The following is a 524-nucleotide window of genomic DNA, read 5'->3' on the forward strand; positions in this document are numbered from 1 at the left end:
CCCCGGGTCCTCGGTCGCGGGTCAGTCGAACGTCAAGATTTTCCCAAATCTGGATGCCGGAAATATCGGGTACAAGATGACTCAACGGCTGGGCGGTTATCTGGCGATCGGTCCGGTTTTGCAGGGGCTCGCCAAACCGGCCAATGATCTATCGCGCGGATGCAGCGCGGAAGATGTGACGCAGATCATCGCGGTGACCATCCTGCAGGCGCGCGAACCCTAAACTCGGCAGCCCGCCTGCTTTATCGCGCAGGCCCGCGACACATTCATTACAAACAAAGGACCATCCGTTATGGCGTCCGCTGATCCCTCAGACCTATCCCTCACCGAGCGGAGCAAGGAGCGTGTTCGCACGCTCTTTCCTGGTATCATGATTGCGGTGACCGTGGCCGTCGCCGCCAAGTTTCTGTCCGAACATTATGCGACCCCGGCCATGCTGCTGGCCCTTCTTCTAGGGATTGCGGTCAGCTTTCTGGGCGAAGAAGGAAAAACCGTTGAGGGGATCGGATTCGCCGCACGCACAC

1 protein-coding gene and 1 pseudogene are annotated in these 524 nt (G+C 59.2%); both read left to right on the forward strand.

The features are described from left to right. A partial coding sequence (locus tag ACR0EL_RS22775; RefSeq protein ID WP_480502396.1) for a phosphate acyltransferase occupies positions 1-223 on the forward strand: 223 nt, incomplete at its 5' end. 69 nt (positions 224-292) lie between these two features. Further along, positions 293-524: pseudogene (locus ACR0EL_RS22780) on the forward strand (putative sulfate exporter family transporter); the annotation flags it as partial.

The organism is Ruegeria sp. AH12 (assembly GCF_056541465.1).